The 21524-nt window shown below is 33.9% G+C and carries 23 protein-coding genes and 1 pseudogene; 18 read left to right on the top strand and 6 right to left on the bottom strand.

Annotated elements, in window-relative coordinates:
• The first annotated feature begins 308 nt into the window (after positions 1-308).
• Positions 309-1136 carry a helix-turn-helix domain-containing protein gene (locus IGL31_RS08525; RefSeq protein ID WP_002288821.1) on the top strand — a complete coding sequence of 276 codons (828 nt, stop codon included), beginning with the start codon at positions 309-311 and terminating at the stop codon, positions 1134-1136.
• Positions 1137-1408: 272 nt separating this feature from the next.
• Here the strand turns inward: IGL31_RS08525 and IGL31_RS08520 are convergent, their stop codons facing one another.
• Positions 1409-2179: a DeoR/GlpR family DNA-binding transcription regulator gene (locus IGL31_RS08520; protein WP_002299661.1), complete on the bottom strand. Its 771-nt coding sequence runs from the start codon at positions 2177-2179 to the stop codon at positions 1409-1411.
• Positions 2180-2396: 217 nt separating this feature from the next.
• On the opposite strand from IGL31_RS08520, the gene ulaG reads away from it, so the two are divergent.
• The 8 genes and pseudogenes from ulaG to IGL31_RS08480 all read left to right on the top strand — a co-directional run.
• Positions 2397-3464: an L-ascorbate 6-phosphate lactonase gene (gene ulaG / locus IGL31_RS08515; RefSeq protein WP_002288825.1), complete on the top strand. Its 1068-nt coding sequence runs from the start codon at positions 2397-2399 to the stop codon at positions 3462-3464.
• A gap of 17 nt (positions 3465-3481) precedes the next feature.
• Positions 3482-3943 (top strand): PTS sugar transporter subunit IIA, encoded by a 462-nt coding sequence (locus IGL31_RS08510; RefSeq protein ID WP_002295331.1) that lies wholly within the window; start codon positions 3482-3484, stop codon positions 3941-3943.
• Between the two features lie 19 nt (positions 3944-3962).
• Positions 3963-5447 (top strand): PTS ascorbate transporter subunit IIC, encoded by a 1485-nt coding sequence (locus IGL31_RS08505; protein WP_002288827.1) that lies wholly within the window; start codon positions 3963-3965, stop codon positions 5445-5447.
• Positions 5448-5489: 42 nt separating this feature from the next.
• Positions 5490-5789 (top strand): PTS sugar transporter subunit IIB, encoded by a 300-nt coding sequence (locus IGL31_RS08500; protein WP_002299656.1) that lies wholly within the window; start codon positions 5490-5492, stop codon positions 5787-5789.
• A gap of 14 nt (positions 5790-5803) precedes the next feature.
• On the top strand, positions 5804-6442 hold the full coding sequence (locus IGL31_RS08495; RefSeq protein ID WP_002288832.1) for a 3-keto-L-gulonate-6-phosphate decarboxylase UlaD: 639 nt from the start codon (positions 5804-5806) through the stop codon (positions 6440-6442).
• Between the two features lie 4 nt (positions 6443-6446).
• Complete coding sequence (locus IGL31_RS08490; protein WP_002289048.1) at positions 6447-7307, top strand: L-ribulose-5-phosphate 3-epimerase; 861 nt, start codon at positions 6447-6449, stop codon at positions 7305-7307.
• Positions 7297-8007 carry an L-ribulose-5-phosphate 4-epimerase gene (locus IGL31_RS08485; RefSeq protein WP_086300168.1) on the top strand — a complete coding sequence of 237 codons (711 nt, stop codon included), beginning with the start codon at positions 7297-7299 and terminating at the stop codon, positions 8005-8007. The genes IGL31_RS08490 and IGL31_RS08485 overlap by 11 nt, the downstream gene beginning before the upstream one ends.
• Before the next feature lie 199 nt (positions 8008-8206).
• Positions 8207-8314 (top strand): annotated as a pseudogene (locus IGL31_RS08480) (GNAT family N-acetyltransferase); the annotation flags it as partial.
• A gap of 96 nt (positions 8315-8410) precedes the next feature.
• On the opposite strand, the gene IGL31_RS08475 reads toward IGL31_RS08480, so the two are convergent.
• The 4 genes from IGL31_RS08475 to IGL31_RS08460 form a co-directional block, all read right to left on the bottom strand.
• Positions 8411-8710 (bottom strand): hypothetical protein, encoded by a 300-nt coding sequence (locus IGL31_RS08475; protein WP_086300160.1) that lies wholly within the window; start codon positions 8708-8710, stop codon positions 8411-8413.
• A 55-nt stretch (positions 8711-8765) separates the two neighbouring features.
• Positions 8766-8951, bottom strand: a complete 186-nt coding sequence (locus IGL31_RS08470) for a hypothetical protein (protein WP_002318953.1) — start codon at positions 8949-8951, stop codon at positions 8766-8768.
• Positions 8952-8979: 28 nt separating this feature from the next.
• Positions 8980-9174, bottom strand: coding sequence for a hypothetical protein (locus IGL31_RS08465; protein WP_002289063.1), 195 nt, complete (start codon positions 9172-9174; stop codon positions 8980-8982).
• A gap of 227 nt (positions 9175-9401) precedes the next feature.
• Positions 9402-10163: a formate/nitrite transporter family protein gene (locus tag IGL31_RS08460; protein WP_002295324.1), complete on the bottom strand. Its 762-nt coding sequence runs from the start codon at positions 10161-10163 to the stop codon at positions 9402-9404.
• A 320-nt stretch (positions 10164-10483) separates the two neighbouring features.
• On the opposite strand from IGL31_RS08460, the gene IGL31_RS08455 reads away from it, so the two are divergent.
• A complete protein-coding gene (locus tag IGL31_RS08455) occupies positions 10484-10729 on the top strand; it encodes a hypothetical protein (RefSeq protein ID WP_086300159.1) in 246 nt (81 codons plus the stop codon).
• 183 nt (positions 10730-10912) lie between these two features.
• On the opposite strand, the gene IGL31_RS08450 is transcribed toward IGL31_RS08455, so the two are convergent.
• Positions 10913-11662 carry a DeoR/GlpR family DNA-binding transcription regulator gene (locus IGL31_RS08450; protein ID WP_002307017.1) on the bottom strand — a complete coding sequence of 250 codons (750 nt, stop codon included), beginning with the start codon at positions 11660-11662 and terminating at the stop codon, positions 10913-10915.
• Positions 11663-11847: 185 nt separating this feature from the next.
• On the opposite strand from IGL31_RS08450, the gene IGL31_RS08445 reads away from it, so the two are divergent.
• From IGL31_RS08445 to IGL31_RS08410, 8 genes are all read left to right on the top strand, one after another.
• Complete coding sequence (locus IGL31_RS08445) at positions 11848-12546, top strand: ribulose-phosphate 3-epimerase (protein ID WP_002330246.1); 699 nt, start codon at positions 11848-11850, stop codon at positions 12544-12546.
• 39 nt (positions 12547-12585) lie between these two features.
• Positions 12586-13143 (top strand): 6-phospho-3-hexuloisomerase, encoded by a 558-nt coding sequence (hxlB, locus tag IGL31_RS08440; protein ID WP_002307014.1) that lies wholly within the window; start codon positions 12586-12588, stop codon positions 13141-13143.
• A gap of 7 nt (positions 13144-13150) precedes the next feature.
• Positions 13151-14290: a mannitol-1-phosphate 5-dehydrogenase gene (locus tag IGL31_RS08435; protein WP_002330245.1), complete on the top strand. Its 1140-nt coding sequence runs from the start codon at positions 13151-13153 to the stop codon at positions 14288-14290.
• An 11-nt stretch (positions 14291-14301) separates the two neighbouring features.
• Positions 14302-14733, top strand: a complete 432-nt coding sequence (locus IGL31_RS08430) for a PTS sugar transporter subunit IIA (protein ID WP_002307011.1) — start codon at positions 14302-14304, stop codon at positions 14731-14733.
• 13 nt (positions 14734-14746) lie between these two features.
• Positions 14747-16192: a PTS mannitol transporter subunit IICB gene (locus tag IGL31_RS08425; protein ID WP_086300158.1), complete on the top strand. Its 1446-nt coding sequence runs from the start codon at positions 14747-14749 to the stop codon at positions 16190-16192.
• A gap of 285 nt (positions 16193-16477) precedes the next feature.
• Positions 16478-18103 carry an acyltransferase family protein gene (locus IGL31_RS08420; protein WP_086300157.1) on the top strand — a complete coding sequence of 542 codons (1626 nt, stop codon included), beginning with the start codon at positions 16478-16480 and terminating at the stop codon, positions 18101-18103.
• A 632-nt stretch (positions 18104-18735) separates the two neighbouring features.
• Positions 18736-19089, top strand: coding sequence for a DUF7006 family protein (locus tag IGL31_RS08415; protein ID WP_002307007.1), 354 nt, complete (start codon positions 18736-18738; stop codon positions 19087-19089).
• Between the two features lie 780 nt (positions 19090-19869).
• On the top strand, positions 19870-21366 hold the full coding sequence (locus tag IGL31_RS08410; protein WP_086300156.1) for a helix-turn-helix domain-containing protein: 1497 nt from the start codon (positions 19870-19872) through the stop codon (positions 21364-21366).
• Positions 21367-21524 lie beyond the last annotated feature (158 nt).

The raw sequence follows: 21524 nt of genomic DNA, 5'->3' as shown, positions 1-21524 counted from the left end.
AATAAAATAATTATATTAATTGATAGGTGTGCTGTCGTCATTATACACACATAAGAAAGAAATAATTATGTTTAAAAATATTCTTAGACTTTCTCGCCATGACAATTTTCACTATGTGTTATAACTGTAAACGATAATTATTCAGATAACACAAAAAGAAATCAAGGAGCAGATACGCCAGTTGTTTAATTTGAATATTATTTTAAAATTAAAATTTTTATTCTGTTCTAAACATTTTTGGTTGTTTAGAACTTTTTTTTGTGTATGATATAAAGGAGAAATAATTTTTTAAAGGGAAGGAAATTGTTTTGATTAAAGTAGATGGAGCATTACTAAAAGAATACCGAAAGAAAAAGGGGTTAACACAAGTACAATTAGCAGAAGGCATTTGTGAACAAGCAACTGTCAGCAATATCGAAAACAAGAATATGTCGCCAGGCATCAATATCTTAAGTGCGCTTTGCAAAAAGCTGAATGTCGAGATCTCCGATATATTAGTAGAAACAGAAGAAGACAAAATCAGGAAAAAAATAAATGAGATTCAATCATTGAATTCTGTATCAAAATACCAAGAATCTTATAAAATTTTACAAACGATCGATCAGGAAAAAGTAAGTAATTCTGATCTTTTAAATCAAATTTTATTTTATCAAGGACTGCTTGATCATCTTTATGCGAAAAAACCAGATGCAGCATTATTTTATTTTAATCAAGTGTTGGAACAAACGACCGAAACAGATATCCATCACTTACAAGCAGCTGCAAACGTGGCAATGATCTACTTGTCAAAAGGAGAATTAGATTTTGCGAAAGTTTATGTGGAGCGTACACTTAAAATATTGAGTGAGACTGATTTTGATAATCTGATGGTCTGCATTGTATATTATGATATCGCCACCTATTACCGTAAAATCGAGGATTATGATAAAGCAATCCAATTATGTGAGAAGGGTATTGAGTATAATAAGAAACATAAATCGACTTATGCATTGGAATACTTGCTTTATGAAATTGCTTCTTGCCATAAGCAATTAGGAGAAGATGATTATTTAGAAAGATATATGGACGCAAAAAAAATAGCGCGTTTCAACGGAAATGATTACGCGGTAAAGGTGATTGAAAACGACCTGAAATAAAGTGGTTGTGAAATCAGTGTTCTGATTTGAATACCGTTTATTCGAAAAAAGGAGGTGTGACAAAAGTCACACCTCCTTTTTTCGATATTGTTTGATTCCTATTTAGGCAACATATAACGGTTATAAAAGAAGCAATAGATTATGATGGTATCGATTGGATGGATACATCTTGGGATTCCTTTATCAATTTGAGCGTAGCGTGTTTTTCATTTATCGATAAATTTGTTATTCATTTTTTTGATAATCCTATTTACATATTTACGTCCTGGTTCTTAAAATGAATCTACTTGAATGGTTTTTATCCCCGTATTTCTGATCTCCTCTAATACTTTTTCAGAACAAAATTTATCAGTGATCAAATAATCAAAGACTGAAATATCAGCAATCTTGAACTTTGATGTCAGTCCGATTTTTCGATGATCAGCGACTAAAATCTTACATTTGATTGTCTTGTTGACCATCATTTCGTTGATCGTTGATTCATTTAATATCTTTGTTGTGACCCCATGTACTACATCGACTCCGCTACAGCCAATGATACAAATGTCTGCATTGACTGAAGAAATCGTATTTAATGCGATGTCGCCCACTAGTGCTTCTTTTGGAAAGCGCATCTCTCCACCAGTTAAAATATAACTACAATTATCTTTGTGCGGAGAGTAATTGATTTTCACGTTGTTTGTAATGACTGTCAAATGGTTAGATTGAAGAAAATCCAGTGTTTTCAACGCAGTCGAGCTAGAATTGATAAACAGCGTATCATAATCGTTAATGTATTTACTAGCTTCTCTGGCAATCGCTTGTTTAATCCTTTCAGGACCAGATTGATCAAAATCAGTCTGGTTTTTGTAATTATAAGAACAATAACCGTAATTGCGTATGATCTCGTTTTTTTCTTCTAATAAATTTAAATCTCTTCGTATCGTACTAACAGATACATCAAGGGATTCAGCTAATTCGAAAGTTGATAGTTGTTCAGTCTGCTGAAGCAGTTCCAAAATTTCTTTTTGACGTTTTTCAATATTGACAAGTGAGTTTTTCATGACTTTTGCCTCCTAAGGGACATCTTGATCCATGGATTTATTTGACTAGTTGTTCATTTAAACATTCATATCTGTCTTTATTATACTGAAACAATCATTGATTACTGAAAGAAAATCATATAAAAAACAAACGGTCATATAAAAGGGTTTTCATGGATGCTGATACACATTAATATTTACTTGTAAGTTGGAACAACGATATGGGGGGAGCAAGCAAATGAGTAAAACTGTCAATGAAGTAACAAAAGAAAAGTGGTTAGTAGAAACATTTCCTGAGTGGGGCACATACTTGAATGAAGAAATCGAAACAGAAGTAGTGGATCCTGGAACTTTTGCTATGTGGTGGCTAGGCTGTACGGGAATTTGGCTGAAAAGTCATGAAGGAACGAATATTTTATGTGATCTATGGTGTGGGACGGGAAAACGTAGTCATGGGAATGGCATGATGAAAAAAGGCCATCAGATGATGCGTATGAGTGGCGTTCAAAATATGCAGCCTAATTTACGTACTCAGCCTTTCGTAATCGATCCTTTTGCGATAAAAAATGTAGACGCTTTAATCGTTACACATATCCATTCCGATCATCTAGATATCCATACAGCCGCAGCAGTTCATCAAAATTGTCCTGAAGCAACATTCATTGGGCCAAAAGAAGTGGTTCGCACGTGGCAAAAATGGGGAATTCCTGAAGAAAAAACGATTACAGTAAAGCCAGGTGATGCAGTCAAAATCAAAGACATCAATGTAGTAGCTTTAGAAGCGTTTGATCGGACAGCGTTGGTCACTTGTGAAGATCCAGAAGAGGTATTAAAAGGAAAAATGCCTCAGGAGATGGATCAAATTGCAGTAAACTATTTATTCGAAACATCAGGAGGGAATCTTTATCATGCAGGAGATTCACATTACTCCAATTTATTTGCCAAACATGGTAATGAACACAAAATCGATGTCTGTTTAGGGGCCTATGGTGAAAATCCACGCGGTATAACAGACAAAGTTACTTCTGTTGATATGCTGCGCATGGCGGAGTCATTGAATGCAAAAGTAGTGATTCCTGTCCACTACGATATTTGGTCTAATTTTATGGCTGATCCAAAAGAGATCACTGAAATTTGGAAATTCAAAAAGGATCGCCTGAAGTATGGATTTAAACCTTATATCTGGCAAGTAGGCGGGAAATTCATCTATCCGACAAATAAAGATGATCTTGAGTTTAATTTTTATCGAGGATTTGAAGATGTCTTCTCGATTGAAAATGATACACCGTTTCCGTCGTTTTTATAAGAAAGAAGGGGAGTTTCTTGCTGAAATACTTTTTTGACCATCAATTGATTCATTACCCAGATAAAGAAATCACGGATTGGCGTGAAGCTATCGCCGAAAGCTGTCTTGTATTGATCGATAAGGAAATTATTGATGAAACGTATGTGGAGGAGATCATCCATTGTGTAGAAAAATACGGTCCTTATATTGTGATTGCACCTCAAGTAGCAATGCCACATTCTTCAGAAAAAAGTGATGGTGTTTTTGGAACGGCTATTTCATTTACCAAGTTGAAACAGCCAATCCGTTTTGAAAGTGAAGGGGAGAATGAGGAGAAAACGGCTAGTTTGTTTTTTACACTCGCAGCAAAAGATCCAGAAGAACATCTAGAAAATATCCAAAAATTATCCGAATTATTAATGACAGATGGATTGGTTGAGCGTCTCATCTCTACGAACTCCATCGATGATTACCAAGTTGTGATGGCAGAATATAATTAATTGATAGAGGAGAAAAAAGATGGGGGAATTTTTGTTAAGCATTTGGACGTATTTTGCAACAAATATCTTGACGCAGCCAGCATACCTGATTGGTTTTATAGTGTTATTAGGCTATATTTTGCTGAAACGCCCGCTTCATGAATGCATCGCTGGATTCTTAAAGGCAACGGTCGGTTACTTTATTTTGACTGTTGGCTCTGGTGGTTTGGTCAATAATTTTCGGCCAATCTTGGTTGGACTAAAGGAACGGTTCAATTTGGATGCCATGGTTACAGATCCTTATTTTGGACAAAATGCTGTGGATGCTGGATTAATGGAGACATTTGGCCGTACCTTTGGAGATGTGATGATTTTATTACTGATTGCATTTGTTTTAAATATCTTATTAGTCCGTTTTCAGAAATATACGAAACTGCGTTCCGTTTTCACTACCGGAAACGTTCAGGTTCAACAAGCAGCTACCGCTTTTTGGATTTTACTGTTTTGCTTTCCTGATCTAGGTAGGATACAAGTATTGATTTTTATGGGACTGATTTTAGGTTGTTATTGGGCAGTAGCTTCTAACTTAACAGTAGGAATCACGCAGGAATTGACAGAAGGTGCCGGATTTGCAGTGGCACATCAGCAAATGTTCGGAATCTTTATATTTGCAAAATTAGCTGAGTGGATGAAAAAGCGGGATGAAAAGAAAAATAGATCAATCAAGCAAGACAAAAAAATCGAAGATATCAAATTACCAGGATTCTTGTCGATTTTCAATGAGAATATGGTTGCTACTTCGTTACTCATGCTATTTTTCTTTGGGATCATTCTGATTGTACTAGGCAAAGATTATTTGATTCAAGCGCAATTCATGCAAGAAGGGCAGAGTTTCTTATTCTACATTATGACGACTTCTTTAAATTTTGCGGTATATCTGGCGATCTTGCAATTAGGTGTTCGGACATTCGTCGATGAACTAACTCAATCTTTCCAAGGAATCTCAAACACGATTTTACCAGGAGCTGTTCCAGGAATTGACGTAGCTGCTACTTTTGGCTTTGGTTCGCCAAATGCGGTAACGATTGGGTTCTTGTTTGGTGCTTTGGGACAGTTTTTGATGATTGGTTTACTGATTTTATTGAAATCACCAACGATCGTCATAGCCGGTTTCATTCCGTTGTTCTTTGATAATGCCGTTATAGCAGTTTATGCCAATAACCGAGGTGGATTCAAAGCCGCTTGCCTGTTCCCGTTTCTTTCAGGAATCATACAAGTAGGCGGTTCAGCATTATTCGCTACATGGATTGGGATGTCAACATACGGTGGTTATATCGGGATGTTCGACTGGGCAACAGCTTGGCCATTGTTTACAGTAATCATGAAAGTCCTAGGTTATGCTGGAATTGCCGTAGTTGTCATTGGTTTATTGGCTATTCCGCAGTTACAATATCGGAAAAATCCTGATGGTTATTTTTTGATTGTAGAAGACTATGACACATATGCAGAAAAGCAGAGAGTATAAAAGAAAATCTGATTAGACAACACTCATAATGGAGGGATTAAGATGAGAATTTTAGTATCGTGTGCAAATGGATCAGGAACAAGCTTGATGATGATGAGAAGTGTGGAAAAAGCAATGAAAGAACTAAACGTACCAATTACCAAAATCCATCATTGTGCCATTTCAGAGGGAAAAAGTTCAGCTGGCCAATACGATGTAGTTTTTACGCCAGTCAATTTTTTGAATATGTTTACTCAGGCAGAGAAAAAAGGAGTTACAGTTATCGGTATCAAAAATGTGATGTCAGCCAAAGAAATCAGTGAAAAATTTGCTGAAACAAAGTGGTACCAAAAAAACAAGTAAAGGAAGGAACTAAGATGAGCAGGCCGAATTTGCAAATTGCGTTAGATCACAATGACTTAGAACATGCATTAGGAGATGTTATGAAAGTTGGTGATGTAGTAGATATTATTGAAGTGGGCACAATTCTTTGCTTACAGGAAGGACAAAAAGCGATTCGCTGTATTCGCAGTATGTTCCCAGATAAAAAACTAGTCGCTGATACGAAATGTGCAGACGCTGGAGGAACAGTGGCGAGTAATGTTGCAAAAGCAGGAGCAGACTGGATGACAGTCATTTGTTGTGCAACGATTCCAACTATGGAGGCAGCACAAAAAGAAATAGGTGAATTGCAAGTAGAACTCTACGGCAATTGGACTTTTGAACAAGCCATGGATTGGCATAACATCGGTATCCGGCAGGTAATCTACCATCAAAGCCGTGATGCGCTGTTATCTGGTGAAACTTGGGGTGAAAAAGATTTATCGAAGATCAAAAAACTGATTGAACTAGGCTTTAATGTTTCTGTAACTGGTGGATTAAATCCACACACATTACACTTATTTGAAGGGATCGATGTGTATACCTTTATCACTGGTCGTGGTATTACAGCAGCAAATGATCCGATGAAGGCCGCACAAAACTTCAAAGATGAGATCATTCGTATCTGGGGGTAAGGAAATGGCTCAAATTGGGATTTATGAAAAAGCATTACCCAAAGATATTTCATGGAAAGAACGTTTTTCCCTTGTAAAAGAAATGGACTTCGATTTTATCGAGATGTCGATTGATGAGACGGATGAGCGGTTAGCACGATTAGATTGGTCTGAAGAAAAGATAGCTGAGCTGAGAGAAGAGATGTTCAGCTCCGGTGTACGTATCCATTCGATTTGTTTAAGTGCGCATCGGCGATTTCCGTTTGGTTCTGCTGATCCAGAAAAGAAAAAAGCAGCGAAACAACTAATGAAAAAAGCAATCCATTTGGCGCATAATCTAAGCGTCAAAGTAATCCAAATAGCTGGATACGATGTTTATTATGAAGAGAAATCAATGAATTCCAGAGAAGACTTTATCGAAGGAATAAAAGAAAGCGTAAAGGAAGCTTCTAAATATGGCATCATTCTTTCCGTGGAAATCATGGATGATCCATTTATGAACTCCATTTCAAAATTTTTAGAAATCAAAGAACAGATTCATTCCCCTTTTCTACAAGTATATCCAGACCTAGGCAATTTGTCCGCATGGCCGGAAAATAATCCGGCTCGAGAACTTGAGAAAGGGATCGATTATATCACTGCTATCCACTTAAAAGATACTTACCCTGTAACAAAAGAATATTCAGGCCAGTTTCGTGATGTTCCTTTTGGTAGCGGTTGTGTTGATTTTCTTGGATTATTAAGACATTTGAAACGTCTAGATTATGATGGAACATTTCTGATTGAAATGTGGAGTGAAAAAAGCCAAGACTTTCGAAGAGAAATCCAGCAGGCAAAAGACTACTTAAGTTCTAAATTGAAGGAGGCTGGCTATGATGTCTTGTGAAGAAAAAATTGCAGCAATGAAGCAACGTGTCCTTGAAGCAAATCTGGCTTTGCCGCGATACGGATTAGTCAAATTGACTTGGGGCAATGTGAGTGAAGTGGACCGTGAGCTAGGAGTCATCGTCATTAAGCCAAGCGGTGTCAGATATGAATGCATGCAAGCAGATCAAATGGTGGTAACAGATTTGTCGGGAAATATAATAGAAGAAGATAGCTTAAAACCATCTTCAGATCTCCCCACACATGTTGTTTTGTATCAAACTTTTGAAGATATAACTGCTATTACTCATACTCATTCCACGCACTCCGTCATATGGGCGCAAGCAGGACGCGATTTGCCAGCTTATGGCACGACTCATGCTGATGCTTTTTATGGTAAGGTTCCTTGTACACGCCAATTAACGAAAGAAGAAGTAAGAGAAGCTTACGAAGTTCATACAGGGAATGTGATTGTCGAGACGTTTAAGGAAAGAAAATTAGATCCAAACGAAGTCCCTGGAGTACTTGTCTATGGACATGGACCGTTCACATGGGGGGATTCACCTATGAAAGCAGTAGAAAACAGTTTGATCTTAGATGAAATTTGTCTGATGGCCAAAGAAAACGAGCTGATCAACCCCAATATATGTGAAATCCCGCAATATTTACTAGATAAACATTATTTTCGCAAACATGGAAAGTATGCATACTACGGGCAATAGAAATCCTGGATCAAGTGTAGAAACTCCAAAATTAATACTTGTTAAAATGAATTAGAGGTTGTGAAAAAATCTTATCACAACCTTTTTTGTATATCAAAAAGCTTATATCTTAAAAGAAAAGCTGAATTCTAAGGAATCGAGTGAATTTTTACAGGAGAATTGTAAGAGATAGACTAAATAATCAAAGACTTATATTATTAAAAAATTTTATGAATCAGTAGGATTTGTTCAAGTAAAGGAAATGGGTGGTATTTCTTATGTCATAGATACTAGAAGAAAAAAGGTGCTTTTTGGTAATGACAAATAACATATAATAACGTACAAAAGAAAAAATTCTAGCTTAGTTCTTTAGAAAAACAAGAGGATAGACTTAGTATCACTCAATCTATCCTCCAATGCTCAGCTATTTTATTTTTGTACTCACCTCTTTATCAAATACAATTTTTTGCAAATTCGAACTAATATAAAAAATGAACACATGATTTTTTTTTAAAGCAAATGCTATGCGATAATTTTTTTTATTAATTTTGACTTTCATCTCGTATATTCCTTTTGCCGAACGAGTACGCACTGGCTTTATACGAAAAAAATTATGCTCCAAATACTCTGTCACTTTGTGGGAAATTGCTTCTTTATACATGAAATGTTCTTCTTGTGGAAATTGCTTAAGTAGTTCACTGTCAAATTCAACAGTATAATCCATGTTTTATTTCCTTTCTATACTGATACATTATAAAAATAAACAATTTTATAAGTCTCTATATTTCATGATGAATGACAAGTATATTTGATTCATCTTGATATAGCTCTACGAGATCTCCAATTCCAGGATACATATTGAAATAATCATATGGTATACAAACATTTATTTTTTTTTCAATTGTCAACACTGCGTCTTCTTCTTCTAATTCTATAATCTTAGCAATTTGTACGTCGCTTTTCATGTGTGATCTTCCTTTCTATACATTGGATTTACTTTTCGATGATATCTACAACAGCTTTGCCACAAGTCAGTTCTTTTTCTAGCTCGTTCTTTATTTTTATGGCACATGGTTTGGAAAAAGGAGCAGCTTCTTTCCATGAACCAAGTAAAGGATATTCGTTACTGATACCTTTCACATATTGTTTGTTTTTGACGCCTTTTGTTTTTACTTCTACATAATACATTTGATCCTCTTCTTTCTTGCTGTTTTTAGTTAATATTCAAATATATGTAAGTGAAAATGATTATGTATCTATATCTTTATGATAAATAAAAAGAATCAATTTGAAAGTTTTTTTCACTCGATATAACTAATTTGAATAATATATATAATAAAAGGCTATTGTTCTTAAAATATAAATAGTATATAAAGAGATTGAAGGTAATGCTCGAATGAACATTACCTTCAATCTTAATGATGCTTATAACTAACGTAATAAAAACCTGAAACAAAAATAGCTCCGCCGATGATATTTCCAATATAAACGGGGATAAAATTCGAGAGAAATTCTAACCAAGTCGCTTGACCTTCAAATATGGCAGCAGGTATCACAAAACAGTTGGCCACACTATGCTGGAAACCGATTGCCACAAAAATCATGACTGGAAACCAAATCGTTAGTACTTTGCCGGCCGCATCTTTTGCTCCATATGATAACCATAACGCTAAACCGACAAACCAATTACAACCTATTCCGGAGCCTAATGCTTGCCACCAAGAAACAGCGATTTTATGATCAGCAATATGAATCACTTGGTCGAGATAGACACCTGAATGAGTTAAACCAACAAAGTGTCCAAAGAAATAGGCAACGAAAATTGCACCAATAATATTTGCAAAAGTAATCACTGACCAATTCTTAACCAGCTGTGAGAATGTGACTTTTTTATCCATAAAGGCAATCGCCACAGCCATCATATTTCCGGTGATCAATTCACCACCGCCAAGAAGGATGACCAGCAGGCCGATAGGAAAAACCGAGGCACCAACTAAACTAGTCAAGCTAGCCATAGATTCTGGGATAGAAGCAGAGACTCGTACGTATGCCAAATAACCTAGAGAAATCATGGCTCCTCCGATAAAACCTAAAATCAGTTTAGCTAAGATAGGTTTATGTATTTTTTTTGTTCCAAGATGAATACTGAGTTCCATAATTTCTTCTGGTGTGTGCATAATACTTCGATTCCTACTTTCTTAATGAATTTTCATGTGATAAAATATAGTGAAAAAATTCACATTTTCTTTGTTGATTATATCATCTTATTATTTATATGTGCATATTATTGTAAAATTTTCTATTTAATCACATTTGATTCTAAAAAAGAAACAAAAATAAAAGTCATGTATATGGTGGTCAAAAAGTAAATAATATCAGTTATCAAATTTCCTGTAAATTTTCTTGAAACTACAGCATATTATTACTTCAAAACAATCTACATTTTTTATAAAAAAGGAAATGAATAACTGAAAAAAATTATTATAGGAGAGAAAAAATGTCAAAATCTAAAAAAAATATCACCATAATTGGTTTAGGCTTAACCGTATATTTATTTACAGAATTTGTTTATAGACATGTGAATTTATTTGCAGAACCTTTATTTGTATTATACGAATCAAATTCCTCAATCGTCAGTGAACTTGCTAATTTAATGATAGCATTGCTGTTTACTCCCGTGTTGAGAGTCATAACTATTTTGGTCTGTTTAGTGCTATTGTTTTTTGTTAATAAAAAGAAATAACGTAGTATTTCAAAAGACAAAGAAGTGGGATGATGATTGCTATAGTATGTTATACGTGGTGCTAGTCAAGTGATAATAAACAAAAAAAGAAACACGCAATAAAGTTTATTTCAAAACTTTATTGCGTGTTTCTTTTTTAGATTTTTTATATCTGTTGCTTTAGTAGTTACCAATAGTTTTCGCTTAATCAATCAAAACGATTTTTTGTTTATTGTATTCTTTACGAACCTTTTCAGGAATTTCTTCTGAAATAAGATAGGTAAGGTCTTCAATTGGACCGACGATATGATTACTGATGGTGCCGAATTTATCATTAGTTATCATCCCAAGTACTTCAGTAGAAATACGTATCATCTCACGTTTAATGTCGGATTCTTGCATAGTTGGCACGCTCGTTCCAACATCTAGATCTATGTTATAAATACCCATAATATAAAGGTCGGCTCGAATGTTTTGTAGTTGCTTATAAGCTTGTACCCCAATATTGATCATAGATTGTTTATAAAAAGTACCGCCAATATTGATAATTTCCAAATTAGGATGCTGTGCTAATGCTATGGCAATCGGCGGGCTATTGGTAATGATTGTTGCACGAAAATCTTGTGGGATTTCTTTTGCTAAAGCCAAGTTAGTTGTACTTCCATCAATGATGATGACAGATTCTTCTTTTAAAAAAGGGAGGGCTTTATGAGCTAATGCAGTTTTTTGTTCGCTAGCTACAGTTTCTCGGTAGTTAAAATTGGTAATTGGCGGACCAACACGTAAAGCGCCGCTGTGTACTCTTTTTAAGAGACCTTGGCTATCCAAATCTTTCAAATCTCGTCGAATCGTGTCTTCGGATACATTGAAACGTTGACTTAAATCACTAGCGATAACTTTTTGTTCTGCGTTTAATAAATCTAGAATTTTTTGATGACGTTCTAATTTCAACATGTTGCGTGCTCCTTCTTATTTATTCTTGTTTATCATGTCATTTATGCGTTTTTATGTCAATAATTTCCGTTTTTAATACACTAAAACGGCATAAACAAGCAAAAACAAAATATTTTTATGCAGTTTTATGTTGGCTAGTATTTGTTAAGCGGTTACAATGAGGGAGTAATTAAAGGAGGGAATGTATGGAGAAAAAAATTATTTTGTCGCCTTCACTTATGTGTGGGGATCTAGCAAATTTGGAAGGAAGCATCCAAGAACTAGAAAGTATTGGGATGGATTCCTTGCATATTGACGTGATTGACGGTTCTTTTAGTCCCAGTATGCCTTTAGGGATCGAAACAATCAAAAGAATTAGAGAAATCACTTCAATGAATTTTGATGTACACATCATGGCTAAGGATAACGAATTTTTTATTGGAGAAATGTTGAAAATTGGCGTAGAGAGCATTACTTTTCATTATGAAACAAGCCTCCATATTGATCGATATATCCAGCTCATCAAGAATTCTGGAACAAAAGTAGGGATAGCTTTGAATCCAGCAACTCCGTTAAATGTATTACAATATATTTTACCCGAGATTGATAGGATTTGTTTGATGCTGATTAATCCAGGTTTTGCAACAAACAAGTCAGAAAAACAAATTTCTTACGCGCTAAAAAAAATTACAGATCTTTGCCAGTTAGTAAATGAGAAAGAGTTAGCAGTAGATATCCAAGTGGATGGACGGGTATCGTTAGAAACGATCCCGGGATTATTAGATGCAGGCGCAACAAATCTGGTATTAGGAAGTACAAGTTTGTTTCTTAAAGGAAATACATTAGCAGAAAATCAAAAACTACTTTATCAAGCGATGAAGCAATCAGTTAGGAAAAATCAATAGATGTAGTGGTCCTGAATAATAGAAATGGAGGGGAAATAGTTGAGTTATAAGGCGGCGAAACAAAATATTGTAAGAGAAATTACTGAAACATTAGACCGTATTTCTTCAAAAGATGTGGAACAATTGATAAAGAAAATTGAAAAAGCGGAACGAGTTTTTTTCGTGGGGGTTGGCAGAGTACTGTTAGCGCTAGAAGGAATGGCAAAACGCTTAGGGCATCTAGGAATTCAGACAGTAGTCGTAGGACAAATCACTGAACCGGCAATTACAGATAAAGATTTATTGATTGTTGGTTCTGGTAGTGGGGAAAGTGCTTTCCCACTAACTATTGCAAAAAAAGCAAAGGAATTTGGGTCCCAAGTTGCCCATATAGGATCAAACCCAGACAGCACAATGAAAGAATATTCAGATCTTTTTATTCGTATACCCGTACAAACAAAATTAGCGTTACCAGAGGAAATTTCTTCTATACAGCCAATGACTAGCCTGTTTGAACAAAGTGTTCTTTTGTTAGGAGATAGTATTGCTTTAGTGATGATAGAAGAAAAAGCAATTGATATGTCAAAGTTGTGGCAATACCATGCTAACTTAGAGTAGGTGAAAAATGAAAGCGGTACATTTTGGAGCAGGGAACATCGGCAGAGGGCTTATTGGACAAATTCTACATCAGAATGGATTCGATCTATGTTTTATTGATACGAATCCTGAATTGATCCATCAATTAAATCAAGATAAGGGTTATACTATCGAAATTATTGATGAAATGAACAGGAGTGATTTCATTGATCATGTTGTGGCACTGAATAGTTTATCCGAGCTAGAAGAGGTGATTACAGCAACAAAAAATGCAGATATCTTAACAACATCTGTTGGCGCAATAAATTTAGTAAAAATTGCACCGATCATTGCGCAAGCCTTAAGTAAGCGATTTGAACAAAAGCATAGCATCAATATCGTAGCTAATGAAAATGTGATAAATGCAAGTGATGTGTTGAAAAAAGAAATTTATTCTTTGCTGTCAGAAAAAGAACAAGAGAATTTTGATGAATATGCATATTTTGTGAATACGGCAATCGATCGACAATCTTTAGGAAAAGTTCTTGGAGGAAAAATGATCTCTGTTGTCGAACCTTATTATGAATGGATAATGGATCGACAGCAGTTAGATCCAACTACATCTTTTGATATGAAAAATGTAAATTTGGTTGATGATATGGAGCCTTACATTGAGCGAAAGCTTTATATCGTTAATGCTGCTCATGCGGCAGTAGCTTATTTAGGCGCACTGAAAGGATATAAGACGATTCAAGAAGCAATCCAAAATATGGAGATTTTCAATCTAGTCAAGCAATTTTTAATGGAGAATATAGAGTACTTTGTACAAAAATATCATTTTTCTAGAGAAGAATTAACATCTTTTGTGGAAAAAACATTAAACCGTCATGGGAATCAGAAACTCTCCGATGAAATTACTCGTGTAGGAAGTTCCCCTATTCGAAAATTAGGCCCTAATGATCGTTTAATTGCTCCCATAGTAAAACTAGATTCATATCATTTACCTTACGATGCAGGAATAAAAGTAATTGCTGCGGGATATCATTATCGGAATCTTGCTGATCCAGAAGCTGAACAACTACGTCGAATGATTGTAAATGATGGGTTGAAAGCAACGATTAAAAAGATTTCTCGTTTGGAAGGTAAGCTGCTGAATGAAGTTGTCGCTGCTTATGAGTCCCAGATTTAGAGGAGGAGAATATGCTAAAAGAACAATTGTCAGGAAATACAATGTTTATGGATGCGATCGATTCATGGCAAGAGGCAATCCGAGTAAGTGCGCGTCCTTTGATAGGAAAGGGAATAATAGAGGAAAGCTATGTACAAGCGATGATACAAAATGTGTTGGATAACGGAAATTATATTATATTACTGCCACTAGTAGCAATGCCTCATGCGCGTCCAGAATTTGGGAGCAAAGGGGTCGGGATGAGCTTTTTATGTTTAGATAAGCCAGTCATGTTCCCAAGTGAAGAACCAGTAAAATTCTTCTTTACCTTTTCTTCTGATTCGCCAAAGGGACATTTAGACTTAATGGCCAATCTTGGAGAATTGCTGAGTGATGAAAAAATGTATCAAAAATTATTCGATGTGAAGACAGAAAAAGCATTGTTAGATTTGATAAAGAAGTAAAGGAGAGAAGAAAATGGAGGTAGCAAACAAAAAAAAACGAGTCTCCATGCGAGCTAAAGTTCAAGCGATTGGCGGTTTCTTAACAAATATGGTATTGCCAAATATAGGCGCATTTATTGCATGGGGAATTGTTACTGCATTATTCATTCCAACTGGGTGGTTCCCAAATGAATCTCTGAATGAACTCGTAAGTCCGACAGTCAGCTATCTATTGCCGTTACTACTTGCCTATACTGGTGGTCGGATGGTTGGTGGTACACGTGGAGCTGTTTTAGGTACAATCGGAACAATAGGTTTGATTATTGGTGCTGACATACCAATGTTCATGGGAGCAATGATTATGGGGCCACTTGGTGGGTGGATGATGAAAAAAACAGATAATTTTTTAGATGGGAAAGTTCCTGCTGGTTTTGAAATGGTCGTCAATAATTTTTCTATAGGAATTATTGGTTTCATACTGATGTGCCTTTCTTATCTGGTAGTTGGACCAATAATCCAATCAGCTAATCAATTTGTAACGAGTGCAATTGAAGCATTAGTTTCAACTGGTTTTTTACCGATACTGTCCTTAATCAACGAACCGGCAAAAGTCTTATTTTTAAATAATGTTATTGACCAAGGTGTTTATTATCCATTAGGTATGCAACAAACATTAGAGGCAGGCAGATCAATTTATTTCATGGTAGCATCAAATCCTGGCCCTGGCTTAGGACTATTGTTAGCTTATTCTTTATTTGGTAAAAAGGCAGCAAAACAGACAGCACCAGGTGCAATCATCATCCATTTTTTCGGCGGAATACATGAGATTTATTTTCCATATGTATTAATGAAACCACTCACTATATTATCTATGATTGCTGGTGGAATGACAGGAATCATCACTTTTGAATTATTTGATGCGGGCCTGGTAGCAGGTCCAAGTCCAGGTTCTATTTTTTCTTATTTAGCTCTAACGCCTCGGGGAAATTTTTTGGGTGTCATGGCGGGAGTGGTCACAGCAACACTGGTTTCCTTTTTTGTAACATCAGTAATTTTAAAAGCAGATAAATCAACAGATGAAGACAGAAATTTTGAACTATCAGTTCAAAAATCGAAAACGATGAAATCAGAAGGAAGAAAATTATTAAAAGAAGAAAATGCTAGAGAAATATGTACCGAGAAAAAAGAGATGAATAAAATTTCCTTTGCTTGTGATGCAGGAATGGGAAGCAGCGCAATGGGCGCAACAATATTCAAGAAAAAATTGCAAAAAGCAGGTATTACTGATGTTGAGATAAAAAATTATCGAATTGAAGAGGTACCAGAAGATAGTGATTTGGTGATCGTACATCAAGATTTGGAGGAACGGACTAGAAAAGCACATCCTAACATGAAAATTGTGACATTAAAGAATTATTTGCAAGATCCAGTAATCAATGGATTAGCAGAAGAAATCATTGGATTAAAAACAGAAGACTAATTTATGGGAATTTTTGATTAACCTTTATTAAAATTATTTTGCCTAATATAAAAAGGTTGTGACATGGCTTGTGTCGCAACCTTTTTTTGTCGCACAAATAATTAATCGGATATTTTATGTTCATATTTTTTGTGATCAACGAGAACTGATGGGGCAAAGATACATTTTAGATACTTTTAACTGTTAATTTACAAAACAAGGTGAAACGAATAGAAAAATGAAAAAATCGATACGGAAGAATATGTTTGATTAAAACATGCATGAAGAGAAGGAGGTTGATGATACATGAAAAAAATATATTCAAAGGAAATTGATTGTTTTAGAGGCATTGCTGTTTTAGCAGTGATATTTTATCATTTGCCAAATAGTTTGCTGCCAGGCGGATTGCAAGGAGTAACGATCTTTTTTGTGGTTTCTGGTTTTTTAATGGCTAAAAATACGATAAGAGATGAAAAAAACAGACAATTCAGTTTTTTACATTTTTACTATAAGCGTATCAAACGTATTTATCCATTTTTACTGTTTTCTTTGGTCGTATTCATTTTCATACTAGGGATTAGCAACATTCGATTGATTGGAAATATTCGTAGTGAGCTACCCAGTTTGATTTTTGGCTATAACAATTGGTGGCAGCTGAATCAAGGAGTATCTTATTTTGACTCTTACTTTAATGCTTCTTTATTTAAACATTATTGGTCGCTTTCAGTTGAACTACAATTCTATTTGATATGGCCATTTTTGTTTATTGTCATTAAGCGTATGAGAAGAAAACAAGTGTTTTACTTAATCTATACATTGATTTTTGTTTCTATTCTTTTTAGTTTGTTTTTACCTTCAACTAAGGCATATTATCATACGATAGCTAAACTTTTTCCATTTTTATTAGGAGTTTGGGGGTATTTTAATCGAATAACTATTGGCCGTTTCTTTGAACAAAACACTTTTAGTAAAATCTGGCTTTTATTACTAGCTAGTCTTTGTCTGATTCTGTTCCCGATTTTTCCTTATACACTAAATGAACTACTGATCAGTATTTGTTTTGCTCTATTGTTAGCCAGTGTCGATGATATGAACATTGCAAAAAAGACCAAAATCGCTAGTACAAAACTTTCTTTTGTAGGAAAAATCAGTTATGAACTTTATTTGGTGCATTTCCCAGTATTGATTGCTCTGACAAATCTATTCAAACATCATCATTGGAAATATTTGGATATCGCAGGTCTATTCACTGTGTTTTTATGTACATTACTCATGATTACTTGCTTTAGAAAAGGAGTGCAGAAGATGAGATCACCCAAAATTTGGACAGCTATGGCACTAATGATAATCGGAGTTTCTGTACTGGTATTACGTGCTCCTGCAAATCGACTGACCGCTGACCAAAATCAGTTGCAAAGTTTATTAAAAGAAAACTCTAGTAAAGCAAATGCAGGAGAAAATCTGTTGTCACAAGAGAAGAAAATATTATTTATCGGTGATTCTGTTATGCTGGGGGCGTATCAGGAACTGAAAGAGACATTTAAAAAAGAAGCATTGGTAGATGCAAAAGAATCAAGACAAATCACTGCGTTACCAGAAATCTTAAAGGAGCATAAAGATTTAGTTTCTTACCAACAAATAGTGATCGGGTTAGGAACCAATGGTGTGATAACAGATGAAGCTATAGAACAAACAATGTCTTTGCTGAAAGATAAAAAAGTATACTGGGTAAATATAAAAGCTCCAACTGGCTGGCAAGATACGATAAATGCCACATTAGCTACATTGCCAAATCAGTATTCTAATATAACGATGATCGATTGGTATAGTGAGAGCAAAAACCATCCTGAATTTTTTTATGATGATGAAACCCATTTGAATGAAAGTGGACGTACAGCTTATGCAAAGTATATTGCTTCAGTTATTCAATAAGGTAGTGATTACGTGTGTTAACCTTACTTTTTCCTAATAGGTGAATCAATTTAAATAAAAAATACTTCATATGATAAACGGTGTTTAAGAGGAGGAGCTTTTTAATATTCGTGGTAAAAAAGAGATGGGCGAGGTCGTTAACTGAGAGCTTCTTGGAAAGAAATCGCTTTGGATTTATCCTCTTTGTTATACAGAACATGAGCGAGACGACAATACTAGGATGTATGTTCTGATCGAAGTTTTATGGTTACAAGCAGCAATCAGCTTAGATAAAATTAAGGATCGTAGGAACCAAGTAAAGAAGGCTGTTAGTAAAGAAACAAACGATCAAGTATGTTTTATTCTTAAGAAGATGCAGTGAATAAATAATAGTAATATAATGCTAGAAGGGACTATGACAAAAGACGTGTCACAGCCTTTTTTGTTATTTTAATTATCGTCTAGACTTTTTTTATAAATGATAGCTTAAGCATTAAATATTAAAAAATATAGAGTTCAAAATTACTGCACAAATTAGATGAAAAATTTGAACAACAAAAAGTGTATTTTTATACTATAATAGCTTTTGAATTTAGTTACTCTATTCAAAAGTTATGCTATGGACAAGAAAAAGAATAAATAGAGGTGAGAAAATGAATAGTTTCAAGAAAAAATTTGTGAGTAGATTTTTAAATATGAAAAATTTTTTTGAAAAAAAGGGAGATTATGATGCATATAATTATGTATTAAATCTAGAAAAGCAAACATATTATACACTACGTAAAAACGATGATAATGACTTTTGGACTATGTTACCTAAAATGCTTTCGATTGACTCTAAGCTTTCCCTTTTAGAGGAATTTATTAATTTAGACATTGAAGAATTTTGCGGGGGAAAAGAGTTAATTAATATGGTAGAGAGTGATTATCATACCTATTATAAAGAAAGTTGTGGATACAAAGTGGATGAGCAATGTCCACAATCAATTATTTTTTACATTGAGTAATATGAACTATTAAGCAGGAAAGCAACTAGAAGCTACTGATTTAGTATTTACAAATATAAACTATATTGCTAACAATTATTTTCTAGAAGGAATAAAAGAACTAAGAATCAAGACGTTATCTTGATTCTTAGTTCTTTTAACATGGAAAAGATGGATAATGCACTGTTAATTCATGATGCATCATCAGAAAAGTTGGAAGGAGAAGATAGAAATCATTAAATGATTTCTACAGATGGTAAATAAAAAAACAAAATATTAGCAAAAATTTGCCTAAATAGATAGTAACACTTTCTAAATTAAATACAAGCGCATTCATAAAATGTTTATACAAATATCTATGTGATAAAAATTGGATATGTTCACAATAAATAGGAATTAAAATAACGAATTTACGTTTGTTTTTATTTACCAATCAAATTATTTTAATGCAGGAATAAAAAATTAAATTACATATTGTTAATCATTTACATCTCCATTAATAACTCAAAATGAAAAGATGTTTTTATTTTTATTCTATATTTCAGAAAAAAATTAAACTAGATTATAATAATTCTTCATGTAAAAATAAAAACAATTACAGCTATGATGTTTAAGATAAAACAATTATGAAATCGATATCCGTTTATATACTTATCATAAGCTAGAAGCAAATAACTAGCCTATGTATGTAAGTGAGATTATATTTATTAAAAGGCTTCTTTTGTTCGATCAGTTATAGTCGAACGAGAGAAGTTTATTCTTTGATTAAAATAAACAAAAGTAACTTATTGAGGTGAAATGATGCAAACTTTTTTAACTAAAACATCTTTCAAAAAAGTAGTTTTATTAGATTATTTGTTAGAAAAAGACAATTGGTGTGCAATGGAAGAACTTAGAAATTTACTTAATGTTACGGAGAAGTCAGTCTTACACTATATAGAAGAACTAGAGGATTTATTTAAGCAATATAATGGTAATATCCTTCTGAAAAATGAAGATAATAAACGCTTTTTCATAAAAAAAGAGAAAGATTTTCCTATTTATAATATTTATCTTCATTTTTATAAAGCTTCTTATAATTATCATTTGATTGATTTTATGTATAAATATCCTAGAAGTGTTCTAAAAGATTTTGCTAAAGAGCAATTTACTAGTGTATCTACTGTTTTCAGATATGCGAAGCTCTTAATTCCATATTTTAGGCGTTATCATATAACATTTCATCCATTTCAGTTAGAATTGAATGCATCAGAGGCAAACATTCGTAGCTTTTTTTATTATTTCTATTGGAATTCTACACGTGAAAGTAGTGATAAGTGGCCATTTCATATCGAACAAAAGGAAATAGAGAAGTATATAGTTGCTTTTGAGGGGATTTATGATATTACGTTAACTATTTTTCAAAAACGTGTATTTTCTTTTTGGTTAGCCATTAATATAGAAAGAAGTTCATTTAGAAAAGTACGAGTAGATAATGAATATAAATCAGTTATCTCAGATGATCCGCATTTTAATCTTTTGAAGAAGTGGTCAAAACAAATCAATCTTTCTTTTAACAGCGATGAACTGTGTTTCCTTTATCGAATAATTTATTCTTTTGGAGTAATTGATGGAAATGCAATATATGAAAATAGTCATGCATATGCACATCAGCGACAAAATACTTGTTCTTATCGAGCAGTTGAGAATTTGGAGAAAGTTTTACAAAGCATGTTCCGTTTTTCTTTAGATATAAAGGATCCAGAACTCATATTCAATTTTATTGCATTTCATGAAAGAAGTTATCTATTTTATGGTAATCCAGATCTTTTTTTTAATCGTTCGTATATCGAAGAAATGAAAGAAGAAGAACCTCGAACTTATCACATAATGGAAAAACTCAAAAAAGAATTACAAGCAAATGCGGATTTGGACGTATCAAAGAAATTAGAAAACTGGGCACAATTATTTTTGGATTATTATTATGTGTTAGATTATTATGATTTATTTTTAACAAATGTTAAACCGATTAAGATTTTAATACAAGATGATTTACACCATACGCATCGGTTATGGTTAATGAATAAAATTAATCTGTATTTTGGGCATTCTTATGTTTTTGCTTTTTATGATTACAGGACAAATATAACTGAAGTAGATTTGGTTATTTCTAATTACTACATCGACACTGGAAAAACGCCATTACTGTTAATGAAAAATATACCTACCGAAAGAAACTGGCGTTTGTTCGAGAAAACGATTTATCAATTGAAAAAAGAAAAAGAGGTTGTGAAATCAGCGTTTTGTCCTGAGTATTAGAGAAACAAACGGAAAAATAGTTTTTCATATTTTGCCGTTTTTGAGCTAACACCGAGGGACAGCTGATTGAACACCGTTTATTGAGAGATTGTGAAAAAACTGTCCTGCATCAAGTAATAAGAACAGCCAAGTAAAAATAGCTTCTTATGTTTTTAACT

The organism is Enterococcus sp. MSG3290 (assembly GCF_050555565.1).
GTDB lineage: Bacteria > Bacillota > Bacilli > Lactobacillales > Enterococcaceae > Enterococcus_B > Enterococcus_B faecium.
Note: the sequence above shows the minus strand (reverse complement) of the source record. Positions and strands in the feature narration are given on the sequence as shown.

What these genes read in the sequence shown, in the direction of transcription:
- IGL31_RS08520 (WP_002299661.1), bottom strand. Translation starts at nt 2,179, where the DNA reads ATGAAAAACTCACTTGTCAATATTGAAAAACGTCAAAAAGAAATTTTG.
- ulaG (WP_002288825.1), top strand. Translation starts at nt 2,397, where the DNA reads ATGAGTAAAACTGTCAATGAAGTAACAAAAGAAAAGTGGTTAGTAGAA.
- IGL31_RS08505 (WP_002288827.1), top strand. Translation starts at nt 3,963, where the DNA reads ATGGGGGAATTTTTGTTAAGCATTTGGACGTATTTTGCAACAAATATC.
- IGL31_RS08500 (WP_002299656.1), top strand. Translation starts at nt 5,490, where the DNA reads ATGAGAATTTTAGTATCGTGTGCAAATGGATCAGGAACAAGCTTGATG.
- IGL31_RS08495 (WP_002288832.1), top strand. Translation starts at nt 5,804, where the DNA reads ATGAGCAGGCCGAATTTGCAAATTGCGTTAGATCACAATGACTTAGAA.
- IGL31_RS08490 (WP_002289048.1), top strand. Translation starts at nt 6,447, where the DNA reads ATGGCTCAAATTGGGATTTATGAAAAAGCATTACCCAAAGATATTTCA.
- IGL31_RS08485 (WP_086300168.1), top strand. Translation starts at nt 7,297, where the DNA reads ATGTCTTGTGAAGAAAAAATTGCAGCAATGAAGCAACGTGTCCTTGAA.
- IGL31_RS08475 (WP_086300160.1), bottom strand. Translation starts at nt 8,710, where the DNA reads ATGGATTATACTGTTGAATTTGACAGTGAACTACTTAAGCAATTTCCA.
- IGL31_RS08470 (WP_002318953.1), bottom strand. Translation starts at nt 8,951, where the DNA reads ATGAAAAGCGACGTACAAATTGCTAAGATTATAGAATTAGAAGAAGAA.
- IGL31_RS08465 (WP_002289063.1), bottom strand. Translation starts at nt 9,174, where the DNA reads ATGTATTATGTAGAAGTAAAAACAAAAGGCGTCAAAAACAAACAATAT.
- IGL31_RS08460 (WP_002295324.1), bottom strand. Translation starts at nt 10,163, where the DNA reads ATGCACACACCAGAAGAAATTATGGAACTCAGTATTCATCTTGGAACA.
- IGL31_RS08455 (WP_086300159.1), top strand. Translation starts at nt 10,484, where the DNA reads ATGTCAAAATCTAAAAAAAATATCACCATAATTGGTTTAGGCTTAACC.
- IGL31_RS08450 (WP_002307017.1), bottom strand. Translation starts at nt 11,662, where the DNA reads ATGTTGAAATTAGAACGTCATCAAAAAATTCTAGATTTATTAAACGCA.
- IGL31_RS08445 (WP_002330246.1), top strand. Translation starts at nt 11,848, where the DNA reads ATGGAGAAAAAAATTATTTTGTCGCCTTCACTTATGTGTGGGGATCTA.
- IGL31_RS08435 (WP_002330245.1), top strand. Translation starts at nt 13,151, where the DNA reads ATGAAAGCGGTACATTTTGGAGCAGGGAACATCGGCAGAGGGCTTATT.
- IGL31_RS08430 (WP_002307011.1), top strand. Translation starts at nt 14,302, where the DNA reads ATGCTAAAAGAACAATTGTCAGGAAATACAATGTTTATGGATGCGATC.
- IGL31_RS08425 (WP_086300158.1), top strand. Translation starts at nt 14,747, where the DNA reads ATGGAGGTAGCAAACAAAAAAAAACGAGTCTCCATGCGAGCTAAAGTT.
- IGL31_RS08420 (WP_086300157.1), top strand. Translation starts at nt 16,478, where the DNA reads ATGAAAAAAATATATTCAAAGGAAATTGATTGTTTTAGAGGCATTGCT.
- IGL31_RS08415 (WP_002307007.1), top strand. Translation starts at nt 18,736, where the DNA reads ATGAATAGTTTCAAGAAAAAATTTGTGAGTAGATTTTTAAATATGAAA.
- IGL31_RS08410 (WP_086300156.1), top strand. Translation starts at nt 19,870, where the DNA reads ATGCAAACTTTTTTAACTAAAACATCTTTCAAAAAAGTAGTTTTATTA.